Here is a 20814-nt window from a genome sequence, read left to right as displayed (position 1 = left end):
CGATGCAGCCGGGCCAATCTAGGCACCCACGCGAGCCCCGCAACCGGGATTTCATCCCCGGCGTTCGCGCAAAGCCCCGCCGCTTCGCTCGGTAATCTCCGCTGCAGCATGCGTCACAGCCGCGCCCAACTCAGAAATCCGCGATGGATCAAACCGGATGCTTGGTCCCGAGATCGAAACCCCCGCGCAGGGATTGCCGTATTCATCGAAAATCGCGCTGCCGATACAGGACATCCCGTCGTGCCGCTCCTCGTGATCAAAAGACCAGCCACGTGCGCGGATCTCAGCCAGGTCCTCGAACAACTCGACCGGAGTGGTATGCGTATTGACTGTAAACCGCTCAAGCCCGGCTTTAATCAAAAGTTGTCGCACCTCATCTTCCGGTAACTCTGCCAAGATCGCTTTGCCGGTTCCGGAGGCATGCATGGCGGTCCGCGTGCTTGGCGGGAAGAAAGCGCGGATCGGATTCTGCGTCTCGATCTGCCCGATAAACACGACTTCAGCCGCTTGTGGCACTGCAAGGTTTGCCGTCTCGCCGGTCTGCTCCATTAATAGCTGCATAACGGGGCGCCCGATTTCCGCCAGATCGCGTCGCTTCAGAAACGATGATCCCGTGCGAAACGCCTCGATTCCGATCAACCAATCCTGTCGGTCTTCGTCAAAGGTCACGAACCCGCGTTTTTGCAATGTCGTCAAAATCCGGTGCGTCGTCGCTGTGGGAACGCCCACCGCGAGCGACAAATCCGTTAGCGTCATCCGATCAGCGCGCGCTATGGCGCTTAACACACCCAAGGCGCGGTCCAGCGACTGAAGCGTCCCCGCACTGCTTTCAGTAAACTGCGACCTTGGCCGGCCGCGTTGTCGTTTTTGCTGCTGCATTGTTACGAATCCCTGCTGAAACTTTTCACCGCACAAAGATATTAAAATGGAAAATATTTTCAATGGTATTTATAGGGTTAAAAATGGAAAACTAAAATCTTTTATAAACAAACACTTAATATATAAACTCTTTTTTTGGAAAAGTTTTTCAAGAAAATTGTACTCGTTGCAAAGCCTGTTAGATTGAGTTCAGCGAATCGGAGAATCCTGCGATGTCAGATCAAAACCCACTCTTTATCCCCGGCCCAACCAACATTCCTGATCGCCTGTTGTCGGCCATGCATGTTCAGACGCGCGATCACCGCTCTCCAGATTTTGTGGAAACATTCGCGCCGGTTCTTGAGGACACCAAGAAAGTGTTCCGGACCACGGACGGCAAGGTCATCACCTTTCCATCAAGTGGCACCGGCGGCTGGGAAGCGGCGGTAACCAACACGCTTAGCCCCGGCGACAAAGTGCTCGTCGCACGTTACGGCATGTTCAGCCATCGCTGGATCGACCTCTGCCAGCGCCATGGCCTCGACGTTCAGATCATCGAATGCCCTTGGGGCAGTGGCGCACCGGCTGACAAGTTCGAAGCCGCCCTTGCTGCCGATACAGCTCACGAGATCAAAGCGGTCCTCGTCACTCACAACGAAACAGCGACCGGCGTTAAGTCCGACATCGCCGGTGTGCGTGGTGCAATGACCGCCGCCAGCCACCCCGCACTTTTGTTCGTCGACTGCGTCAGCTCGCTGGCCTCGATGGATTTCCGCATGGACGAATGGGGCGTCGATATCGCAGTCTCCGGCTCGCAAAAAGGCTTCATGCTGGCAACTGGCATGGCGATCCTTTGCGTCAGGCCTAAAGCGCTTGCCGCAATGGAAACCGCGAAATTGCCGCGCACGTTCTTTGATTTCCGGGACATGATGAACGCAAACGCCTCGGGCGGATTCCCCTACACGCCACCGCTTCAGCTGATCTATGGCATGCGTGAAAGCCTTAAGATGCTGTTCGAAGAAGGCCTCGACAACGTCTACGCCCGCCACTTCCGCCTTGCCGAAGGCGTGCGTCAGGCCGTCCACGCATGGGGTCTCGAACTGGTTGCACAATCGCCGGACCTTTATTCTGACACCGTCAGCGCCATCTACGTGCCTGAAGGCTTCGACAGCAACGCGCTGACGTCTCGCGCTTTCGACGCATACGGCGTGTCCTTCGGCATCGGTCTGGGCGAGATGAACGGCAAAGCCTTCCGTATCGGCCACCTTGGCAGCCTGACCGACGTCATGGTCCTTTCTGGCATCGCAACGATTGAAATGGCCATGGCTGACCTAGATTACCCGGTGAAGCTTGGAAGCGGTGTTGCGGCAGCGCAGGAATGCTTCCGCAGCACCCACGTCATCGCAGCCAAAGCCGCGGCATAAGGAACGACACGATGCTGGATTATTCAACAGCCGAAGGTCTCACGATCGAGCATATGCGTGAGGCGCATGAGCGCATCAAGCCCTACATCAATCGCACACCGGTGCTGCAATCGCAGTATCTGAACGATCTCACCGGCGCCGATCTGTTCTTCAAATGCGAGAACTTTCAGGAAGCCGGCGCCTTCAAGGTGCGCGGAGCTTGTAACGCCGTGTTTGGTCTGACCGAAGACCAAGCCAAAAACGGCGTTTGCACCCACTCGTCTGGCAACCATGCGCTGTCACTTAGTTACGCGGCTGGCCGTCGCGGCATCCGCTGCAACGTGGTCATGCCACGCACTGCGCCGCAGGCCAAAAAAGACGCGGTGATACGCTACGGTGGCACGATCACCGAATGCGAGCCCTCCACCACATCGCGCGAAGCCACCTTCGCCGATGTGCAGGCCCGCACCGGCGGCGAATTCGTACATCCCTACAATGACCCGCGCGTCATCGCAGGGCAGGCGACCTGTTCGGCGGAGCTGCTGGAACAAACGGATGGCCTCGACGCTGTTGTCGCCCCGATCGGTGGCGGCGGTATGATCTCGGGTACCTGCCTTACCATCTCGAACCTTGCGCCCGACATCAAAATCTACGCCGCCGAGCCTGAACAGGCCGACGACGCCTACCGGTCCTTCAAGTCGGGTCACATCATCGCTGACGACGCACCGGTCACCATCGCCGATGGTCTCAAGGTTCCGCTGAAGGAAAATACCTGGCACTTCGTGTCGCGCTTTGTAACCGACATCCACACCGCGTCCGAGCAAGAGATCATCGACGCGATGAAGATCACGTGGAAATACCTGCGGATCGTCATGGAACCAAGCTGCGCCGTGCCGTTGGCTACGATCCTGAAAAACCCGGATGTGTTCAAAGGCAAGCGCGTCGGGGTCATCGTCACCGGAGGCAATGTCGATCTCGACAAACTGCCGTGGCTCTGACCCCAGAAATCTAGAACACTGTGCGGCCCCCCGTGCGCCAAGACAGCCCTTGAAGGAGCAAAGCAAATGAACAAAGCGATTAATCTCGACAGTTACGAAGTTGGCTATGACATCCCTGCTTTCCTTGGCATGAACGAGGCTGACATTCAGACACCCTCGCTGGTCCTCGATCTCGATGCCCTCGAGCGGAATATCAAAAAGATGGGCGACTGGGCGAAAGAGCACGGCATGCGCCACCGCGTGCACGGCAAAATGCACAAATCTGTCGACGTGGCCCTGCTTCAGGAAAGCCTTGGCGGGTCGTGCGGCGTCTGTTGCCAAAAAGTTTCGGAAGCCGAGGTTTTCGCCCGCGGCGGCATCAAAGACGTCCTGGTTTCGAACCAGGTCCGTCAGCCAGAAAAGATCGACCGTCTGGCTCGCATACCAAAGCTCGGCGCACGCACAATCTGCTGCGTGGACGACCTTGAAAACGTCGCTGACTTGTCCGCAGCAGCCACACGTCACGGCACACAGATCGAATGCCTCGTGGAGATCGACTGCGGCGCAGGCCGTTGCGGTGTGACCACAACATCAGCCGTCGTCGAGATTGCCAAAGCCATCGACGCCGCTGACGGTCTCAAGTTCGCTGGCATCCAAGCCTACCAAGGTGCGATGCAGCACATGGACAGCTATGAAGATCGCAAAGCCAAGATCGCCATTGCCGTCGCGCAGGTAAAAGACGCGGTGGATACGCTAAAGGCGGATGGCATCGAATGCGATATCGTTGGCGGTGGCGGCACCGGGTCCTACTACTTTGAAGGCACCTCCGGCGTTTTCAACGAACTCCAGTGCGGCTCTTACGCGTTCATGGACGCTGACTATGGCCGCATTCTGGACGAGAACGACAACCGCATCGACCAGGGCGAATGGCAGAACGCGCTGTTCATTCTTACCTCTGTTATGAGCCACGCCAAATCTGACAAAGCCATCGTAGACGCGGGCCTCAAAGCCCAATCCGTCGACAGTGGCCTGCCAACGATCTTTGGTCGCACAGACGTCGCATACGTCAAATGCTCGGACGAGCACGGCATTGTCGCCGACCCGGACGGTGTTCTTAAAGTAAACGACAAGCTGAAGCTGGTCCCTGGCCACTGTGATCCGACCTGCAATGTGCACGACTGGTACGTCGGCGTGCGCAACGGCAAGGTTGAAACCCTTTGGCCCGTCTCGGCACGCGGCAAGGCGTACTAAGCTCCGCCAGCCGGCAAACCACAGGGGCGCCTCTTACAGGGCGCCCTTTGAAGCCACACCGCACAGATGGACCCTAGGAACATGACTGACACTCAGAACGAAGGCCTGCTTATCGTAGGCGAAGACCTTTGCGAGAAACTTGTCGGGCGCTCGGACGCTTTTGAAGCAGTCGAGGCCGTCTTCAGTGCAATGGCCCGTGGCGATGCGTACAACTTTCCGGTCATACGCGAAGCTATCGGCTATGCGGACGCGCTTTACGGCTTCAAGTCCGGCTTTGATCGCGCAGGAAAGGTGCTCGGGCTTAAATCTGGTGGTTTCTGGCCGGGCAACATGGCGAAAGGCCTCACCAACCACCAGTCAACTGTCTTCCTCTTTGACCCCGACACCGGCAAACTCGCCGCCCTCGTGGGTGGCAACTACCTCACGGCAGTCCGTACAGCCGCCTCCTCGTCCGTCTCCATTTCCCATCTTGCACGCAAAGACTGCAAAGTCCTCGGCATGGTCGGCGCAGGCCACCAGTCGCATTTCCAATTGCGTGCAGCGGCCGAACAGCGCGACTTTGAGAAAGTCGTCGCATGGAACCCGCACGAGGACATGCTTGCCCGGTTGGGCGAAACCGCAAAAGAACTTGGCCTCGACTTCGAAGCGGTGACCCAGCAAGAGCTTGGCGCAAAGTCTGACGTGATCATCACAATCACTTCGGCGTTTGAGCCACTACTGATGAAGGACTGGATCAAGCCTGGCACCCACATCGCCTGCATGGGCACCGACACCAAAGGCAAGATGGAAGTCGACGCAGCCCTTGTCGCCTCGGCCACCGTCTTTACCGATGAGGTCGCGCAATCCATCTCCATTGGCGAAGCGCAACACGCCATTGCCTCGGGTGCGATCACCGAAAGTCAGATTATCCCGATCGGCAAAGTGATCAACAAAGACCATGCGGGCCGCACAAGCGACGCAGAAGTCACATTGTTCGACGGGACCGGCGTTGGCCTTCAGGACCTTGCGGTCGCGTCGGTCGCGGCTCGTCTTGCATCCGAGAGCGGGCAGGCGACACGCGTCGCTCTCTAAACACCGTAAAACAAAAAAGCCCTGCCGAATTGGCAGGGCTTTCTCAATCTAAAGGACCGAGGCCTTAAGCCGTCTGGTCGTCAACTTTCGCATCCGGCGCATTCTTTGCCACGGACGCAATGCCGTTCTCGCAAGCCGAATTGCTTTCGTACATCTCGGACGTGCCGATCACCTGACCGTTCGACGCTTTCAGGTTGAACATCGGCTTACCCGACTTCGACTCCTTGCGCTCAAACCGTGCGTCGCTGGCCGAATTCTTGCGAACGGACTCGATACCGTTCATGCAGCTTGGCTTACGCTTGTAGCCTTCGCTTGCCAAAATCGTCTGGCCATTGCCAGCCTTCAGACGAAAGCGGAACTCACCACCCTTGTCCTTATAGACTTCAAATTTTCCTGCCATCCTGACTGGACCTCTTGCTCTTGGTTAATAGGAGGCACTTCGAGAGTGCGTACCGCCCACTCTACCGCATAGTTTCGTTTCGCCAAGATGCCGCAAGACGTTTTTTTTGACCAGCCCTTGCATTTGGGACTCGGCTGCGGGTTTGGTGTCGCCGTGTTCTTGCCGAGAACAATGCTATCCCCCCAACCCGAATTGTCGCGAAAGCCCGCAAATGGCTCGGCGGGTCTTCGCGTGTTTGTTTAAATTGGATTGATCCGCCTTACGGCTGCCGCAATCTCTTCACAATCGCCTCCCACCTTGATGTCACTCCCAAAGCATAAGTCTTTGGCAAACAAGGGGGCGCAGAAGGCGCAGAAAATGAGCAAAATTCATCGAATTGCAGGTCTCAAAATATCTCGTGTAGCATCGCGGGCCAAATCGACGGATCCGCTTACGGATTACTGGACGCCCGCAGACGCGCTTCCGGACCTTGAGCCGCCCGAGGACAAACTGCGCCGCAACACCCGGCATATCTTCTCTTCAGACACAATCACACTGTCCCATAGCTCTTCTATGGAAGACGTTTTTGATCCGCAGAAACGACCCGAACACAAGAACGTAGTCGCCCGGCTCACGGTCTACGTGCTCAACCTGATCGTCATGGTGATGGCGCTTCCCGTCGGCCTTGCGCTGTTGTTCTTCAACATTCTGTTCGGAGAGAACCTCCGGACGACGGCCCATGTCATCGCTCTGACTGGCATGGCAATGGCCCTGTCGACGATGCCCGGCGCGAACGATCTTTTCCGGTTCATCTGACCGAGTAACCAAACGTCTTCCGGCGCACCGCATCCAATCCGGTGCGCTGATCCTCAGTCAAACTGTCGACTTTTACCATGTAGGTGTGGATCAAAAACGCCACGGCACCGCTTTTCGCCAATCGCCGCAGCGTCTGACGCTCTGATCTCAGAAACCGCGGGTTAGCTCCGGTCGTCCGAGAAGGATCGACCTCGCGGCGCGGCGTAAACAACTCCGGCGTCTCGTATAAAAACGCATTGGCCCGCCACATCGGATACCCGACCTGTATCCGGTCAAACAGCCGCTGCACCCGCCGAGCCGTGTCGTCGTCGTACTCGGCGACCGGGCGGTGAATACGCACCAAAGGCCGCCCGATCTTTTCCGCCAGCGTCCATGCCGACGGAAAACACAAAAGTGCGCCCGTCAGGATATGCCCATCTGGCCCCGGCTGCATCAGGCAGACGTCCTCCTGAATGAGACGCCCCAGAGTGATCAAGGGCGCCTCGCGATCTAAACGGACCTCAACCCCATCCGGGCGGACAACCACGTCGCCATCGACGCGATAATCAGGCTGATCCGCCAGGAACGCCAGACCCAGATCCAGACACTCCTCAGCGGCGGCACGCCCTTCCGGCAATACCGCGTGCACCGCCTTTGGTCGGTCGGCGATGAGGTGGTCGCGCAACGCCATTTGGCCGGAAAATGCCTCGTCCACCAGCAACCATGTCGCGGGATTCAAAACCTGAATTCCCGGCATTTTCCACGTCTGTGGCTGCGACCAAGGCGCATGCGGCAAACTGTTCTGCAAAACATAAGAATCCATCCGCCTGACTTAGCCGGACAACCAGACCTTCGCCAGTGCGTGTCGCAGACGACCCCTGCTCGTGTCGGTTTCGCATGTGACGACACCGAAATCTCGGACAATCCTAAAAGGAACAAAGGACCGGCGATGAACCAGCATTTCAGCGACTCCCGCAAAATTGACCCGACCCGTGCCGCGACCCTTGGCGATGGCACTCCGAACGACGCCAATCGGATTGAAATCGGCCCGACACGCCTTGCGTTCGGCGAATGGCACGCCGCGGGTCTCGACCTGCCAGACCTTGCTGAAATGCGTCGCTATCGCTGGCAACGCCTGACCGACCATATCGTGGATCGCGACTATGGCGGCCTATTAATGTTCGACCCCCTCAACATCCGCTACGCTACCGACAGCACCAACATGCAACTGTGGAACACCCACAACCCGTTTCGCGCCGTTCTTGTCTGCGCCGACGGCTACATGGTAATCTGGGATTACAAAAACGCGCCCTTCCTGTCGTCCTTCAATCCCCTTGTGCGCGAGGCCCGTGGGGGGGCATCGATGTATTATTTCGCAAAAGGCGACAAGATCGAAGAAACGGCGGAAACCTTCGTCGGCGAGGTCAAAGAGCTCTTGCGCGAGCACGGTGGCTCCAACAATCGGCTTGCGGTCGACAAAATCATGGTCCCCGGCTACCGCGCGCTGGTCGCGGCCGGGATCGACGTTATGGAAGGCGAGGAAGTCACTGAGAAAGCCCGCAGCATCAAAGGCCCGGACGAAATCAAAGCCATGCGCTGCGCCTCTCATGCCTGCGAAGCCTCGATGTACGCGATGGAGGACTTCGCGCGCGCAAACGTGTCGCTTGGCAACACAAGCGAAGACGACATCTGGGCGGTTCTGCACGCCGAAAACATCAAGCGTGGCGGGGAATGGATCGAAACCCGGCTTCTGGCCTCGGGTCAGCGCACCAACCCGTGGTTTCAGGAATGCGGCCCCCGCACGACCCAGAACAACGAGATTATCGCCTTTGATACCGACCTTGTCGGCAGCTACGGCATCTGTGTCGACATCTCGCGCACATGGTGGATCGGCGACCAAAAGCCGCGCCCCGACATGATCGACGCGATGAAGCACTCGGTCGAACACATCATGACCAACATGGAAATGATCCGACCCGGCGCACGTATCGAAGACATGTGTCGCAACACCCACGTACTTGATGACAAATTTCAAGCCCAGAAATACGGCTGTCTGATGCACGGCGTCGGCCTTTGCGATGAATGGCCACTGGTCGCGTATCCTGACAAAATGGTGCCGGGCGCGTTCGACTACGAGCTTGAAGCCGGCATGGTCCTATGCGTGGAAGTGCTGGCCGGCGAAGTCGGCGGGGATTTCTCGATCAAACTGGAAGATCAGGTCTTGGTGACCGAAGACGGCTTTGAAAACCTGACGACATACCCATTTGATCCAGCCTTGATGGGGGAGAGCTAAGCCCTCTCAGTGCCAAGGCATCACCCGCCAATTCCGGCGGCCCACGTGACCGTATCGACCCCAATAAACCGCCGCATCCGGTCCAACTCTGACGTCAGCCTTTCATGGCGGCTGGCGGGCCAGCGAACGCCGTCCTCCGGCCAAAAGCCGATCACTGACAAAACAGATTTCTTACGATCGGCCTTGATCTCGATCCGGCCCACAAACCGGCTCCCCTCAATGATTGGAAACACGTAATACCCCCAGATGCGTTTGGCCGCAGGAACAAACATTTCCACCCGGTAGTCGAACCCGAACAATCGGCTCAGGCGGTTGCGGTCGCGGATAACCGGATCAAATGGATTGAGAATCCGAAGCCGGTTTGTCGGTGGCGTCACCGCAGCCAGCCGTTCCTCGATATTTCCTGGTGCATACCCTTTAACCCACGCGCCCTGCGCCGTTTCGATTTCCACCGCCTGAAGCTTGGACCCAGAGTGTTCCAGCCAACCGCGCACTTCCTTGGCGCTTACCGCGTCCCAGTATCGCTGAACATCACCGGGCGCACCGAACCCGATACGGTCCAATGCGGCATGACACAGCCAGTCGACCTGATCGTGATCCGTCAATCCACCCTCAGACAGGGCCTGTGGGAACACACGCTCGGCAAGGTCATAATACTTGTTGAAATGCACCCTGTGGCACGTCGCAAGCTCGCCGCAATACCACATATAATCCAGCGCCAGTTTGTGCGGCGGGCGCGACCACATTTCCTTCGGCCCGGTGATCTTCGTGTCAAAGGCCTGGGTCGACAAAGCCCCCTCGCGGCGGATGCGTTCTTTGATCGCGTCCCGCGCCGCCAAATCCGGCAGGCTCTTCCACCATCCCCCACGATCCATCTGTGCTTTCTTCCGACGAAACTGCCGCTCCCACATCGGCAAGTAGTCCATCGGAATAACCGAGGCATCATGCGTAAAATGCTCGAAAATCGATCGGTCCTCGGCAAGTAATTGATCAAGCATCGGCTCGCGGTAGTTCTGATTGCGGCTCCAAAGGATGTGGTGATGCGCGCGGGACACGACCTGGATCGAGTCCAATTGCACGAACCCAAGCTTCTTTATCGTCCCCAATACGTCAAGCGTACCAGTCGGCGCTAAAGCAAGTCCCTGCGATGTAAGCCAAAGCTGGCGCGCCGCTTTGTTATCAATCCGTAAAGGTTCCATCCGCTCCACCTCGCGTGCCGAAGGAGCCGCAGTGAATGCGACGGCACGGCACAAGTCCAGTCCCGATCAGCCCAGCCGAATCAAAAACCTGACGTAGGGGCCATCCTACGCCCCGTAACTCTCAGCCCAAAGATGGTGACGTTCTTGCGTAAGTTCACCTGCCTGAGACATCTCGTGCCCTATACATCACGACGTTGACCGGGTAGAGGCGGCCCAACAACGGCGCGCTCGAAACGTGCGCCGCCCATGACTCATTCAGATACCGGAAGTAGAATAGCCGTGAAACAGGCTCTTGCAGATGCTTTAGAAGCACGTGGATACACCACACTCACCGCCGTTCAGGAAGCAGTGACCGATGCCGAAGTGACTGGCAAAGACCTGCTGGTCTCTGCTCAAACTGGCTCGGGCAAGACGCTTGGGTTCGGCCTTGCGATTGCGCCAAACCTGCTTGGCGACGCAGAAACGTTTACTTCTGCAGGGGCGCCTCTGGCTCTTGTCATCGCGCCGACCCGGGAACTTGCGCTGCAGGTCAAACGGGAATTGGCGTGGCTTTACCAAAAGGCAGGCGCGGTTCTTGCCTCTACCGTTGGCGGCATGGACATGCGCGATGAACGTCGCGCCCTGGCACGCGGCGCCCACATCGTTGTGGCGACACCCGGTCGCCTGCGCGATCACATCATGCGCGGTTCCATCGAACTTGGCGGGCTGAAAGCGGTCGTCTTGGACGAAGCCGACGAAATGCTCGACCTCGGCTTCCGCGAGGACCTTGAGTTTATCCTCGAACAGGCCCCGAGCGAACGCCAGACGCTGCTGTTCTCGGCCACAGTGCCGGCCTCGATCGCGAAGCTTGCCAAAAGCTATCAAAATGACGCCGTGCGAATCGCAGCGACATCCGGCGCCTCGCAACACGCAGACATCGACTATCGCGCGCTGCGCGTGTCCGCGCGTGACGGCGAGAACGCCATCATCAACGTGCTGCGCTACTATGAGGCCCCGAACGCCATTGTGTTTTGCAACACGCGCGCCATGGTCAACCGCCTGACCACCCGCCTGTCAAACCGCGGCTTCTCGGTCGTTGCCCTGTCAGGGGAGTTATCCCAAAACGAACGCACCCATGCGCTTCAATCCATGCGTGACGGACGTGCACGCGTTTGTGTTGCGACCGATGTGGCGGCGCGCGGTATCGATCTGCCGAACCTTGAACTGGTGATCCACGCCGAGCTGCCAACAAACCAGGACACCCTTTTGCACCGCTCGGGCCGAACTGGCCGCGCTGGGCGCAAAGGCGTCAGCGTGATGATCGTCCCGCCTGCCGCAGCCAGAAAGGCCGAGCGCCTTCTTAGCTGGGCAAAACTGCGCGCGGACTGGGCCGACGCCCCCTCTGCGGAGGAAGTCTCTGCGCGTGATGACGACCGGATGCTGGCCGATCCTGACTGGATGTCTGAGGTCGAGCCTTCAAACCTTGAGACCGTCGACAAACTCGTCGCAGCCTTCTCAGCTGAACAGATTGCGGCGGCTTACGTTCGCCTCTACCGTGAACGCCATACAGCTCCAGAAGAACTCTCGGACGTCTCAGAGCCGGCCAAGCCTCGCGCCGCGTTTGGGCCAAGTGTCTGGTTCTCGCTTGAAGGTGGCCGCGCAGCCTCAGCTGAGCCGCGTCGCATCCTGCCGATGCTGTGCAAGCTGGGTAACCTGTCGCGCGAAGACATCGGAGCCATCCGCATTCAGCCAGACTCTTCGCTGATTGAAATCCGCGAAAGCGCCGCAAAGAAATTCGTCGACGCCATCGGCCCGAAAATGACCGTAGAAGGCGGCGCGAAACTCGCCCGTCTTGCAAGTCCGCCGAAACTTGATCGTGGCCCACGCCGGGACGGCCCGCCGTCGAAAGATAGAAAACCGCGTTCCTCGGATACGGCTGCTCCTGCCTCCGTTAAACCTGCAAAACCCGCAAGCCATGGTACCACGAAGCCCGTCGACTGGAACGATGATCCGGCACCTCGCGTCAAAAAGCCCAAGGCTGGCGCAAAGCCAACAGGCGGCGCAAAGCCAAAGCGCGACTTTAAGAAGCCTCCAGAGGCTGGAAAAGCTGAACCGTGGAAACCGCACAAACCGAAATCGACCGGGCCAAAAGGCGGGGACGGGAAGCCAACCCAATCGGGCGGCCCGAAGACCCCTGCGGGAAAACCTTCCAGCAAGAAAAACCGCGCGCGCCAAATGGCTAAGGGGGGTGGTGGCGGCACAGGCGCCGCGGCCCGTCCGCATCGGTCGTCAAAACCAAAACCGAATAAGAACAGCGGCAATAGCTAAGCCACGAAGGCGTTCGATCAGCCGTTTTCTTTCATCAACCGCGCTTTCTGGCGGTTCCAGTCGCGCTTGGCCTGCGTTTCACGTTTGTCCGGCGCGGCCTTACCCTTGGCGATACCGATCTTCACCTTCGCCTTACCGCGATGGTTGAAATACATCACCAACGGCACAAGCGTCATGCCCTTGCGCTGCGTCGCGTTCCACATGTCTGAAAGCTGCTTTTTCGACACGAGCAATTTGCGCCGACGCCGATCCTCATGGCCGAACATTGCCTGCTTATATGGCGCGATATAGCTGTTCACCAACCACAATTCGCCATCATCGACTGTGGCGTAGCTTTCGGCAATATTCGACTGACCCGTGCGCAGAGATTTGACCTCTGATCCCATCAGCATGATGCCACACTCAACATCATCCTCGATGGCATAGTCGTACCTTGCGCGCCGGTTCTCGGCGACAACCTTGTAGTTGGGATTGTCTTTTTCTTTTGCCATTATCGAATGCAGATAGGCGCTCGGACGATCCAAGTCCAGTCCACTTGACCTTGCCGCTCAGGCGCGGAACATAGCGGACATGTTTGCACAACTCTTCATCGGCAGCCTGCTTATTCTCTGCTCAATCATGATCGCGACGACCTCGTGGTGGGCGCTTGAGGCGATCCTAATCCGGCTGCATGGATGGTCGGTCCGACCACCGCACGGGCCAAAACTGGTCGCTATCCTGTCGCTTGCGCTGTTTTGGACATTGTTGATGATGACCGTGTCGGTTTGGCTATGGGCGATATCGCTTTATTGGCTGGATATATTCATCACCCTCGAAGCATCTGTCTACTTCGCGCTGGTGGCCTTCACCACGCTTGGCTTCGGCGATATCTTACTTCCGCAGGAATGGCGCCTGCTCGGCGGCTTGGCCGCGGCCAACGGCCTTCTCGTGTTCGGGCTTCTGACGGCTATTCTCGTGGAAATTCTTCGGGATACCCGCGCGCGTCAACGCAAATACTAACGCTGCCCACGCGCCAGAATATAAAGCCCCGACGCCACAATAATCGCGCTTCCTAGCAGCATCTGCGGTTCAAGCACTTCACCGAAAACCAAAACACCAAAGCAGACTCCGAAAAAAATCCGCGAATAGCGAAACGGCGTCACAGTTGACACATCGCCAGTGCGCATCGCGCGGGTCAGGGACGAATAGCCGACCACACCAAACATGCAGGCCCCGATCAAAGACAGCCAGACGCCCGTCGGCCAAACCAGTGCAGCACCTTCCCAGATCGAAAACCCGACGCCGGCAATCAAGATCATCCAGAAGCCCCAGACCCCCAGAACTGACCCGCTCAACGTCTTCGGCGCGGCCCGTGTTGCAAGGTCCCGCCCCGCAAAGCCCAGCATCCCCAACACCGCAAGAAGCGACAAAGGCGCGAAGCTTTCCGCCCCAGGGCGCAAGATCACCAAAACCCCAGAAAGCCCGACCAAAATCGCCGTCCAGCGCCGCCAACCCACTGCCTCGCCAAAAAATAGCGCAGCACCCGCGACCACGACAATTGGCGTCGCCTGCAAAATTGCTGTCGCCGACGATAAGGGCGTCAACACAAGCGCCAGTGTGAAAAACAGCCGCCCCATGATTTCGAAGGCATTGCGCACCAACATCGTGCGCTCGACCACCGCGTGCGGAAATAGCGATTGCCCCTGTGAGATCGCCAAGGCGGAAAAGATCAAAGACCCGCCCAGCCCGAACCAGATCATTACCTGACCAATTGGAACCGTCGCAGCCGCTGATTTCAGAAACATATCCTCAACCGCAAACCCGGCCATCGCGGCAACCATCCAAAGGCTGCCGGTCAGGTTCGCATCTGTGATGCGGGAAGGGCCCGCGTTCAGTTGATTAGTCCGGCAAACACCATAGCCTCTTTGATCTTTGCTTTCGTGCTATCCGTGACAGCCAACAACGGCAGGCGCACGTCTTCCGAACACTTACCCAATAGCGACAGCCCATATTTTACACCGCAAAGCCCTGGCTCGGTAAAAATCGCGTCATGCAGCGGCATCAATCGATCCTGAATGGCCAGACCGGTCTTGAAATCGCCTGCCAAAGTGGCGTCCTGGAACGCGGCACACAACTTCGGTGCAACATTCGCCGTCACCGAAATACACCCGTGGCCGCCATGCGCGTTAAACCCAAGCGCCGAAGCATCTTCCGCCGAAAACTGCAAAAAGTCCGTGCCGCACGTTCGGCGCTGCTTGGAAACCCGCGTCACATCCGCCGTCGCATCCTTCACGCCGATGATCCGCGGCAGCTTCGCCAATTCCCCCATCGTTTCCGGGCTCATATCGATCACCGAGCGTGGTGGAATGTTGTAAATGATGATCGGAATATCCGCAGCATCGTGCACCGCTTTGAAATGCGCATAAAGCCCGGCCTGCGTCGGACGGTTGTAATACGGCGTCACCACCAGAATCGCATCCGCTCCAACCTTCGCGGCATGTTGCGCCAAACGCACACTTTCAGCGGTGTTGTTCGATCCGGCTCCGGCAACCACTGGAATCCGCCCAGCAGCCGCTTTCACCACAGCTTCGACCACCGCGTCATGCTCGGAATGGCTCAACGTCGGGCTTTCCCCTGTCGTGCCCATAGGAACAAGGCCTTTCGAACCCTGTCCAATGTGCCACTCAACAAGGCGCTTCAGCGTGTCAAAATCCACTTCGCCATTGTGAAATGGAGTAACAAGCGCCGGCATCGACCCTCTTAGCATGACACGCTCCTTAAATGTATGTTCACTGTGGTTTTACCGCGCGCGGACATTATCCTTGAAGGGATGAATTGCCAAGGCACCGTGACTTGGTTTAGACAGAACCTGCTGAGGGGCAAAGATTGAGCGGACCTGCATCCATGATCAAAACCCTTTTCACATCGATTTTCTTGATTTGGATAGGAATCGGAGCGCCGGCGCAAACCACGCGCGAGGCCGAAGCTTTGTCGCGCGCGTTTGACGCGATGAAGGCTGGAGACTGGTATGGTTCCCTGCGCACCGCCGAAGGCATCAATCCTGTCGCCCGCGACATTATCGAATGGCACCGCCTGCGCGCGCGGCAAGGCGATTTCGACAGCGTCCTGCGGTTCCTGGACCGCCGCCCAGACTGGCCAGGCCTTTCCTACCTACGTCAACGCTCCGAAAGCACTTTGCCGCTCTCGGCCCGCGCCGATGACGTGATCCGTTTCTTCCGCGGTGCGCACCCGCAAACTGGCACCGGCGCCGTCGCGCTGATCGCGGCCTTCCGTGCAAAAGAAATGAACGCCGACGCTGAAACCGAAGCGCTCCACGCCTGGCTCACCCACCGTCTCTCCGAGGCAGACCAAACGAAATTGCTCACGTGGTATGGCCGCGCGCTTGCTCCACACCACGCCGCCCGGATCGACATGCTCCTCTGGCGGGGGGCCGACCAAGACGCTCGTAAAATGATCCCGCTGGTGCCCAATGGCTGGGCCGAACTCGCTAATGCTCGCCTTGCATTGCGTGCGGATAAAAACGGCGTCGACGGCCTTGTGGCCGCCGTCCCCAAAGCCCTCACCGATCATCCGGGCCTGCTCTTTGAACGTATGCAATGGCGCGCCCGCAAAGGGCGCAACGACGGCGCAATCGAGATCATGCTCGCCCAAAGCCCAGACCAACTTGGACAACCCGATCGCTGGGCCGGATGGCGGCGCAGCTTTGTGCGTAGCGAAATGCGGGCCGGGCGCACGACCCAGGCCTACAAACTCGCCTCCGTCCACGGCCTCCAGGCAGGCTCAAGCTTTGCCGACCTCGAATGGCTCTCGGGCTACCTCGCGCTTACGTACCAAAAAGACCCGAAGACAGCCCTTGGTCACTTCCTGCGTTTCCGGGGATCAGTCGACACGCCGATCTCGCTCGGCCGCGCAGGCTACTGGGAAGGCCGCGCGCACGAAGCCTTGGGAGATGCCGAAAACGCAAACCTCGCCTATGCCTTTGGAGCCGAATACCAAACAAGTTTCTATGGCCTCCTTGCCGCAGAAAAAGTGGGCCGCCCGATGGATCCGGCCCTTTATGCACCGGTGCCGCTTCCTGACCTCACAAACGCAGGTTTCGCCGAAAGCTCGGTGTTTGCAGCCGCGCTTATCCTTGATGCTGCGGGCCAAAAAACCCTCGCCAAACGCTTCCTCACCCACCTGACCGAGTCCCTTTCGGAAGGCGACATCATTCGGCTCGGGGCTTTCGTCAACGCCAAGAAGGAACCGCACTACGCCACGATGATCGGAAAGCGCGCAGCCTCCTTTGGCATCACGGTGCCCTTCGTGTACTACCCGGTCACCGACCTCGGCGTAGACCCGATGCCGGTTCCGACAGAACTGGCCCTCGCCATCGCCCGCCGCGAAAGCGAATTTGATCCCATTGTCACAAGCGGCGTCGGCGCGCGTGGCCTTATGCAAGTGATGCCCGCAACTGCCCGCGAAGTCGCGGGCTTCCTCGAAATCCCCTACGACGCTGACCGCCTTCTTGCGGACCCGGTCTACAACGCCCGGATCGGAACCGCCTATCTCGACGAATTGATGACCGTTTTTGATGGCAACATGTTGATGGTCTCGGCGGCCTACAATGCAGGCCCCAGCCGCCCTCTGGGCTGGATGCGTGAGCGTGGCGATCCCCGCCGCGGCGAGGTCGACGTCATCGACTGGATCGAACACATCCCCTTTAATGAGACCCGCAACTACGTGATGCGCGTTGCCGAAAGCCTGCCCGTCTACCGCGCCCGCCTCACAGGACAGCCGCAGCGCATGAACTTGTCACAGGAACTTATGCTTATGCCGGGTCACTCCCGGGCTGCCGCGAAAGGTCTGCTTGTACGCCCCAAGGCCCGCCCGGCATTGCTCACGGACTGATCGGGTATCGCCCGGCGCATTAACGGCCCTACAGCCCGGGCCTTGCACCGTGACATGCGTTAGCAAATCCGTCCCACCAGATCTTTCTGCCGATACATCTTTGCCGGACACCTCCAACGTACCAAAACGCTGAGGGCTCACTTTCCGGCGTTACCCCTAATACCCATTAACCTTAATTGCGGTTCACCTTAACGCGCGCGCCACGCCCCTCCTTCTTTGGGTCCAAAAAAACCGGGGAGCAGCGAAAGCGGCGGGGGCAGCGCCCTGCAAAACCCTCACCGAAGCGCGCGTCCCTTCACAATTGCATCCGGACCAAATCGTGCACGAATGCTATCCGACGCCCGCTCTGCTCCCGCACGCACACCGGCCCCCGGATCCAAAAGGTCCCCCTCCACGTCCGCTGTGGCCGCTGCGGACAAATGCGAAATACCGACGCCAAGCAGACGAAATGGCCCCTCATTGTCCACTTGATCAAACAGCCGGCGCGCCGTGCGATAAATCCGATCCGCAATCTGCGTCGGACTCCCCAGAGACACCCTCCGCGTCAGCGTCGAATGGTTCGCCCGCTTCAACTTCAACGTCACCACACGCCCCGCCTTGTCCTTCGCTTTTGCCCGGTCCGCGACATTTTCAGCAAGCCGCCAGATATGCCCGTCAAGGATATCCACGTCGCTGGTATCTTCCCCGAACGTCGTCTCATTCGAGATTGATTTCACCGATGCACTTGCTGACACACGGCGCCTGTCTTCCCCGCGCGCCAGATGCCAAAGCCGCTCGCCCATCCCCCCAAAACGCGCGACCAAATCCACCTTCTCCCAGCGCAGTAAATCCCCAAACGTTCGTATCCCGGCCTTGTCCAAAGCCGCTTGAGTCTGCCCGCCGACGCCCCAGATCAAACGCACTTGGCGGTCTTGCAGAAACGCAGCAGTTTCCGCCTTCCCGATTATCGAAAACCCCCGAGGCTTATCCAAATCCGATGCAACCTTTGCCAAAAACTTGTTGTGTGACAAACCGATAGACCCGGTCAGCCCCAGCTCGTCTTCCATTCGCTTCACCAAACGCGCCAACATCACTGCGGGCGGTGCGTGGTGCAATCGCGCGGTCCCGGTAAGGTCTAAAAACGCCTCATCCAAAGACAAAGGTTCCACAATCGGGGTCATGTCATCCATCAGCGCGCGAATGCCCCGCGACGCCTCGACATAGGCGCTCATGCGCCCCTTCACCACCACCGCGTCGGGGCAAAGCTTCAGCGCCTGAAACATTGGCATTGCGGACCGCACGCCTCGAATGCGCGCGATATAGCACGCGGTGGAAACTACCCCGCGCCGCCCACCGCCGATGATCACGGGCTTGTCGCGCAGGCTGGGATCGTCACGTTTTTCGACGCTTGCGTAAAACGCATCACAATCCATGTGCGCAATCGACAGATCGAACAATTCAGGATGCGACATCACACGCGGCCGCCCGCAATCAGGACAGCGGCTCCCGGAGTCAAAAGTCGTGAGGCAATCGCGGCAAAGGGCGGGCATCGGGCAAACGCTTAGGCTAGGATGACCCCAGACTATCGAACCGGAGCCCCCTGTGACAGAGCCTTTCCACGGCGCAAAAATTGCCATTCTTGTCGGCGATCAGATCGTCACGATATTGCGCGATGACATCCCGACAATACCCTGGCCCGGCCACTGGGATTTACCCGGCGGTGGTCGCGAAACAAGTGAAACACCCACAGAATGCGCCCTGCGCGAGCTTCACGAAGAGCTTGGTCTGATACTCGACCCCAAACACATAACGTGGTTAAGGCGGTATCCATTACCCCCAAGTTCTGTCTGGTTTCTCGCCGCTGAATGGCCCGGCTTTGACGCCTCAAAGGTAAATTTCGGCGATGAAGGGCAGGAATGGCGCCTTGCGACGCTCGGGTGGTTCCTGAATCACGACAGGACTATCCCTTATCACAAAGAGCGTCTGCTCGAGTATCTCGAACAGCGAAAGCCTGACTGTCGATGATCCATTTGAAAATATTCTTAGACACAGAACGCCTAGTATGGCTTGATCTGCTATTTCATGAAACGACCTGAATCTACGGGCAAAATTCGGGTTGTTGCACTGCAAACACGGGCGGCATGCATTCACGTCTCCAGTCCATAAGTCATTGAAACGACGCAATCCAATCCCCATATTCCTTCAATAAATAACAAAAACTATGGGACATTTGATGGAAGAAATTTTTGCAACGCTTGGCGGCGGCGGAATTGCGACGCTTCTTATTGCGGCGTTCATCATTATCTGCCTCTACAAAGGCATCCGGATTGTGTCGCAGTCCGAAAAGCACGTTGTGGAACGCTTTGGACGTCTGCGCTCTGTTTTGGGACCGGGTATTAACTTCATCGTGCCATTCCTCGATCGCGTTGCGCACCAGATTTCAATCCTCGAACGGCAACTTCCAAACGCAAGTCAGGACGCAATCACCGCAGACAACGTGTTGGTGCAGGTTGAAACAAGCGTGTTCTACCGCATCACCGAGCCTGAAAAGACGGTGTACCGAATACGTGACGTGGACGCTGCGATCGCGACCACTGTCGCGGGGATTGTGCGTGCCGAGATTGGCAAGATGGAACTGGACGAAGTGCAGTCCAACCGTTCGACTCTGATGTCGACGATCAAAGAAGCGGTCGAGGGACAGGTCGACAACTGGGGCATCGAAGTGACCCGCGCAGAGCTTCTCGACGTCAATCTCGACCAGGCGACCCGCGATGCCATGCTTCAGCAGCTAAATGCCGAGCGCGAACGCCGTGCCGCTGTAACGCGCGCCGAAGGTGAAAAGCGCGCGGTTGAACTGAACGCGGATGCCGAACTTTATGCCGCCGAACAAGGCGCCAAGGCCCGTCGTGTTCAGGCAGATGCCGAAGCCTATGCGACAAGCGCGGTGGCGCAGGCCATTCAGGACAATGGCTTAGAGGCTGCACAATACCAGGTTGCTCTTAAGCAGGTTGAAGCGCTCAATGCGCTTGGGGCAAGCCCCTCAAGCTCGACCATCGTTGTTCCGGCAAATGCGCTGGAAGCCTTCGGCGATGCGTTCAAAATGCTGAAAGGTCGTGGATAATGCTATCAACGTGGTGGACATGGATTATCGCCGCGATGGTCCTCGCGATCCTCGAGGTGTTCCTGCCGGCGCAAATACTGCTTGGCTTTGCCATCGGCGCCGTTGGCGTCGGGCTTGGCCTGCTGATCGTTGTGCCGGGACTGGCCGGTTCATTCCCGGCGCTGATGCTGGCTTTCGCGGTTATGTCGCTCCTTGGATGGCTCGTTTTGCGTCGGGTTCTTGGCGTCTACAAAGGTCAGGTGAAGGTCTGGAAACGCGACGTCAACGAAGACTGATTGCGTCGCGGGCCCA

At 58.3% G+C, this 20814-nt stretch carries 20 protein-coding genes; 12 read left to right on the top strand and 8 right to left on the bottom strand.

Features of this window, described 5'->3' with window-relative positions:
* Positions 1 to 51: 51 nt before the first annotated feature.
* On the bottom strand, positions 52 to 879 hold the full coding sequence (bhcR, locus tag AC221Y_RS00495; RefSeq protein ID WP_299754451.1) for an HTH-type transcriptional regulator BhcR: 828 nt from the start codon (positions 877 to 879) through the stop codon (positions 52 to 54).
* A gap of 212 nt (positions 880 to 1091) precedes the next feature.
* On the opposite strand from bhcR, the gene bhcA reads away from it, so the two are divergent.
* The 4 genes from bhcA to bhcD all read left to right on the top strand — a co-directional run bounded on the left by bhcA (position 1092) and on the right by bhcD (position 5560).
* Positions 1092 to 2282, top strand: coding sequence for an L-aspartate--glyoxylate aminotransferase BhcA (gene bhcA / locus AC221Y_RS00490; protein WP_486706625.1), 1191 nt, complete (start codon positions 1092 to 1094; stop codon positions 2280 to 2282).
* An 11-nt stretch (positions 2283 to 2293) separates the two neighbouring features.
* Positions 2294 to 3259 carry a beta-hydroxyaspartate dehydratase BhcB gene (gene bhcB, locus AC221Y_RS00485; protein WP_486706624.1) on the top strand — a complete coding sequence of 322 codons (966 nt, stop codon included), beginning with the start codon at positions 2294 to 2296 and terminating at the stop codon, positions 3257 to 3259.
* Positions 3260 to 3325: 66 nt separating this feature from the next.
* The gene (gene bhcC / locus AC221Y_RS00480) at positions 3326 to 4489 is read left to right on the top strand and encodes a 3-hydroxy-D-aspartate aldolase BhcC (protein WP_486706623.1); all 1164 of its coding nucleotides are present in this window, start codon (positions 3326 to 3328) and stop codon (positions 4487 to 4489) included.
* Positions 4490 to 4570: 81 nt separating this feature from the next.
* Positions 4571 to 5560 carry an iminosuccinate reductase BhcD gene (bhcD, locus tag AC221Y_RS00475; RefSeq protein ID WP_299754459.1) on the top strand — a complete coding sequence of 330 codons (990 nt, stop codon included), beginning with the start codon at positions 4571 to 4573 and terminating at the stop codon, positions 5558 to 5560.
* A 64-nt stretch (positions 5561 to 5624) separates the two neighbouring features.
* On the opposite strand, the gene AC221Y_RS00470 is transcribed toward bhcD, so the two are convergent.
* On the bottom strand, positions 5625 to 5960 hold the full coding sequence (locus AC221Y_RS00470; RefSeq protein WP_299755174.1) for a YegP family protein: 336 nt from the start codon (positions 5958 to 5960) through the stop codon (positions 5625 to 5627).
* A 357-nt stretch (positions 5961 to 6317) separates the two neighbouring features.
* Here AC221Y_RS00470 and AC221Y_RS00465 point away from each other — a divergent pair, with 357 nt between their 5' ends.
* Positions 6318 to 6755: a hypothetical protein gene (locus tag AC221Y_RS00465; protein ID WP_299755176.1), complete on the top strand. Its 438-nt coding sequence runs from the start codon at positions 6318 to 6320 to the stop codon at positions 6753 to 6755.
* Here AC221Y_RS00465 and AC221Y_RS00460 read toward each other — a convergent pair.
* Positions 6748 to 7557, bottom strand: coding sequence for a heme-dependent oxidative N-demethylase family protein (locus tag AC221Y_RS00460; protein ID WP_486706622.1), 810 nt, complete (start codon positions 7555 to 7557; stop codon positions 6748 to 6750). The two genes, AC221Y_RS00465 and AC221Y_RS00460, sit on opposite strands and share 8 nt — an antisense overlap.
* A gap of 126 nt (positions 7558 to 7683) precedes the next feature.
* Between AC221Y_RS00460 and dddP the strand changes: the two genes are divergently transcribed.
* Positions 7684 to 9027, top strand: coding sequence for a dimethylsulfonioproprionate lyase DddP (gene dddP, locus AC221Y_RS00455; RefSeq protein WP_299755180.1), 1344 nt, complete (start codon positions 7684 to 7686; stop codon positions 9025 to 9027).
* Positions 9028 to 9047: 20 nt separating this feature from the next.
* Here the strand turns inward: dddP and AC221Y_RS00450 are convergent, their stop codons facing one another.
* Positions 9048 to 10226, bottom strand: coding sequence for a winged helix-turn-helix domain-containing protein (locus tag AC221Y_RS00450; RefSeq protein WP_299755182.1), 1179 nt, complete (start codon positions 10224 to 10226; stop codon positions 9048 to 9050).
* Between the two features lie 279 nt (positions 10227 to 10505).
* On the opposite strand from AC221Y_RS00450, the gene AC221Y_RS00445 reads away from it, so the two are divergent.
* Entirely contained in the window at positions 10506 to 12533 is a 2028-nt protein-coding gene (locus tag AC221Y_RS00445) for a DEAD/DEAH box helicase (RefSeq protein WP_299755185.1), read from the top strand.
* A 17-nt stretch (positions 12534 to 12550) separates the two neighbouring features.
* On the opposite strand, the gene smpB is transcribed toward AC221Y_RS00445, so the two are convergent.
* Positions 12551 to 13024: an SsrA-binding protein SmpB gene (gene smpB, locus AC221Y_RS00440; RefSeq protein WP_299755188.1), complete on the bottom strand. Its 474-nt coding sequence runs from the start codon at positions 13022 to 13024 to the stop codon at positions 12551 to 12553.
* Between the two features lie 79 nt (positions 13025 to 13103).
* Between smpB and AC221Y_RS00435 the strand changes: the two genes are divergently transcribed.
* The gene (locus tag AC221Y_RS00435; RefSeq protein WP_299755191.1) at positions 13104 to 13532 is read left to right on the top strand and encodes an ion channel; all 429 of its coding nucleotides are present in this window, start codon (positions 13104 to 13106) and stop codon (positions 13530 to 13532) included.
* On the opposite strand, the gene AC221Y_RS00430 is transcribed toward AC221Y_RS00435, so the two are convergent.
* Positions 13529 to 14386: a DMT family transporter gene (locus AC221Y_RS00430; protein WP_299755278.1), complete on the bottom strand. Its 858-nt coding sequence runs from the start codon at positions 14384 to 14386 to the stop codon at positions 13529 to 13531. The genes AC221Y_RS00435 and AC221Y_RS00430 overlap by 4 nt on opposite strands.
* 17 nt (positions 14387 to 14403) lie before the next feature.
* Positions 14404 to 15279, bottom strand: coding sequence for a 4-hydroxy-tetrahydrodipicolinate synthase (gene dapA, locus AC221Y_RS00425; protein WP_299755193.1), 876 nt, complete (start codon positions 15277 to 15279; stop codon positions 14404 to 14406).
* A 137-nt stretch (positions 15280 to 15416) separates the two neighbouring features.
* Here dapA and AC221Y_RS00420 point away from each other — a divergent pair, with 137 nt between their 5' ends.
* The gene (locus AC221Y_RS00420; protein WP_299755195.1) at positions 15417 to 17423 is read left to right on the top strand and encodes a lytic transglycosylase domain-containing protein; all 2007 of its coding nucleotides are present in this window, start codon (positions 15417 to 15419) and stop codon (positions 17421 to 17423) included.
* A gap of 275 nt (positions 17424 to 17698) precedes the next feature.
* Here AC221Y_RS00420 and AC221Y_RS00415 read toward each other — a convergent pair whose 3' ends face one another.
* Positions 17699 to 18952: a DNA polymerase IV gene (locus AC221Y_RS00415; protein WP_299755197.1), complete on the bottom strand. Its 1254-nt coding sequence runs from the start codon at positions 18950 to 18952 to the stop codon at positions 17699 to 17701.
* A gap of 52 nt (positions 18953 to 19004) precedes the next feature.
* Between AC221Y_RS00415 and AC221Y_RS00410 the strand changes: the two genes are divergently transcribed.
* The 3 genes from AC221Y_RS00410 to AC221Y_RS00400 all read left to right on the top strand — a co-directional run bounded on the left by AC221Y_RS00410 (position 19005) and on the right by AC221Y_RS00400 (position 20798).
* On the top strand, positions 19005 to 19427 hold the full coding sequence (locus AC221Y_RS00410; RefSeq protein ID WP_299755200.1) for an NUDIX domain-containing protein: 423 nt from the start codon (positions 19005 to 19007) through the stop codon (positions 19425 to 19427).
* 208 nt (positions 19428 to 19635) lie between these two features.
* The gene (locus tag AC221Y_RS00405; RefSeq protein WP_299755202.1) at positions 19636 to 20523 is read left to right on the top strand and encodes an SPFH domain-containing protein; all 888 of its coding nucleotides are present in this window, start codon (positions 19636 to 19638) and stop codon (positions 20521 to 20523) included.
* Complete coding sequence (locus AC221Y_RS00400) at positions 20523 to 20798, top strand: NfeD family protein (RefSeq protein WP_299755205.1); 276 nt, start codon at positions 20523 to 20525, stop codon at positions 20796 to 20798. Before AC221Y_RS00405 ends, AC221Y_RS00400 begins: the two co-directional genes overlap by 1 nt.
* The last annotated feature ends 16 nt before the right edge of the window (positions 20799 to 20814 follow it).

The organism is Boseongicola sp. (genome assembly GCF_057460485.1).
This window is presented reverse-complemented; position numbering and strand designations above follow the sequence as displayed.

Coding starts and splice junctions, on each gene's coding strand:
- bhcA (WP_486706625.1), top strand. CDS start 1,092: ATGTCAGATCAAAACCCACTCTTTATCCCCGGCCCAACCAACATTCCT.
- dddP (WP_299755180.1), top strand. CDS start 7,684: ATGAACCAGCATTTCAGCGACTCCCGCAAAATTGACCCGACCCGTGCC.
- AC221Y_RS00420 (WP_299755195.1), top strand. CDS start 15,417: ATGATCAAAACCCTTTTCACATCGATTTTCTTGATTTGGATAGGAATC.
- bhcR (WP_299754451.1), bottom strand. CDS start 879: ATGCAGCAGCAAAAACGACAACGCGGCCGGCCAAGGTCGCAGTTTACT.
- bhcB (WP_486706624.1), top strand. CDS start 2,294: ATGCTGGATTATTCAACAGCCGAAGGTCTCACGATCGAGCATATGCGT.
- AC221Y_RS00460 (WP_486706622.1), bottom strand. CDS start 7,557: ATGGATTCTTATGTTTTGCAGAACAGTTTGCCGCATGCGCCTTGGTCG.
- AC221Y_RS00405 (WP_299755202.1), top strand. CDS start 19,636: ATGGAAGAAATTTTTGCAACGCTTGGCGGCGGCGGAATTGCGACGCTT.
- dapA (WP_299755193.1), bottom strand. CDS start 15,279: ATGCTAAGAGGGTCGATGCCGGCGCTTGTTACTCCATTTCACAATGGC.
- AC221Y_RS00450 (WP_299755182.1), bottom strand. CDS start 10,226: ATGGAACCTTTACGGATTGATAACAAAGCGGCGCGCCAGCTTTGGCTT.
- AC221Y_RS00435 (WP_299755191.1), top strand. CDS start 13,104: ATGTTTGCACAACTCTTCATCGGCAGCCTGCTTATTCTCTGCTCAATC.
- AC221Y_RS00415 (WP_299755197.1), bottom strand. CDS start 18,952: ATGCCCGCCCTTTGCCGCGATTGCCTCACGACTTTTGACTCCGGGAGC.
- bhcC (WP_486706623.1), top strand. CDS start 3,326: ATGAACAAAGCGATTAATCTCGACAGTTACGAAGTTGGCTATGACATC.
- AC221Y_RS00400 (WP_299755205.1), top strand. CDS start 20,523: ATGCTATCAACGTGGTGGACATGGATTATCGCCGCGATGGTCCTCGCG.
- smpB (WP_299755188.1), bottom strand. CDS start 13,024: ATGGCAAAAGAAAAAGACAATCCCAACTACAAGGTTGTCGCCGAGAAC.
- AC221Y_RS00465 (WP_299755176.1), top strand. CDS start 6,318: ATGAGCAAAATTCATCGAATTGCAGGTCTCAAAATATCTCGTGTAGCA.
- bhcD (WP_299754459.1), top strand. CDS start 4,571: ATGACTGACACTCAGAACGAAGGCCTGCTTATCGTAGGCGAAGACCTT.
- AC221Y_RS00470 (WP_299755174.1), bottom strand. CDS start 5,960: ATGGCAGGAAAATTTGAAGTCTATAAGGACAAGGGTGGTGAGTTCCGC.